At 70.8% G+C, this 424-nt stretch carries 1 protein-coding gene; it reads right to left on the bottom strand.

What is annotated here, in order from left to right:
- The coding region (locus CWIS_RS19315) for a helicase-related protein (protein ID WP_048342772.1) at positions 1-424 on the bottom strand (424 nt) is incomplete at both ends.

Below are 424 nucleotides of genomic sequence, written 5' to 3'. Positions count from 1 at the left end.
CGCGTAGCCCTGCTCGGCGAGGAAGCGCTGGCGGTGGGCGGCGAAGTCCTGGTCGACGGTGTCGCGCGCGACGACGGTGTAGAAGTGCGCCGTCCGCCCGCTGGCCTTGGGGCGCATGATGCGCCCGAGCCGCTGCGCCTCCTCCTGGCGGGACCCGAACGAGCCCGACACCTGGATCGCGACCGACGCCTCGGGCAGGTCGATCGAGAAGTTCGCGACCTTCGACACGACGAGCTTGGAGATCTCCCCGGTGCGGAACGCGTCGAACAGGCGCTGACGCTCCCGCACGGTCGTCTCGCCCGTGATGAGGTCCGCGCCGATGTGCTCGGCGAGCTCGTGCAGCTGGTCCAGGTACTGCCCGATGACGAGCGTCGGCTCGCCCTCGTGCTGCGCGACGAGCTGCTCGACCACGCGGTTCTTGCCC

The organism is Cellulomonas sp. A375-1 (assembly GCF_001040865.1).
Lineage (GTDB): Bacteria > Actinomycetota > Actinomycetes > Actinomycetales > Cellulomonadaceae > Cellulomonas > Cellulomonas gelida.
The sequence above is the reverse complement of the archived record's forward strand: the minus strand, read 5'-3'. Positions and strand labels throughout refer to the sequence as shown.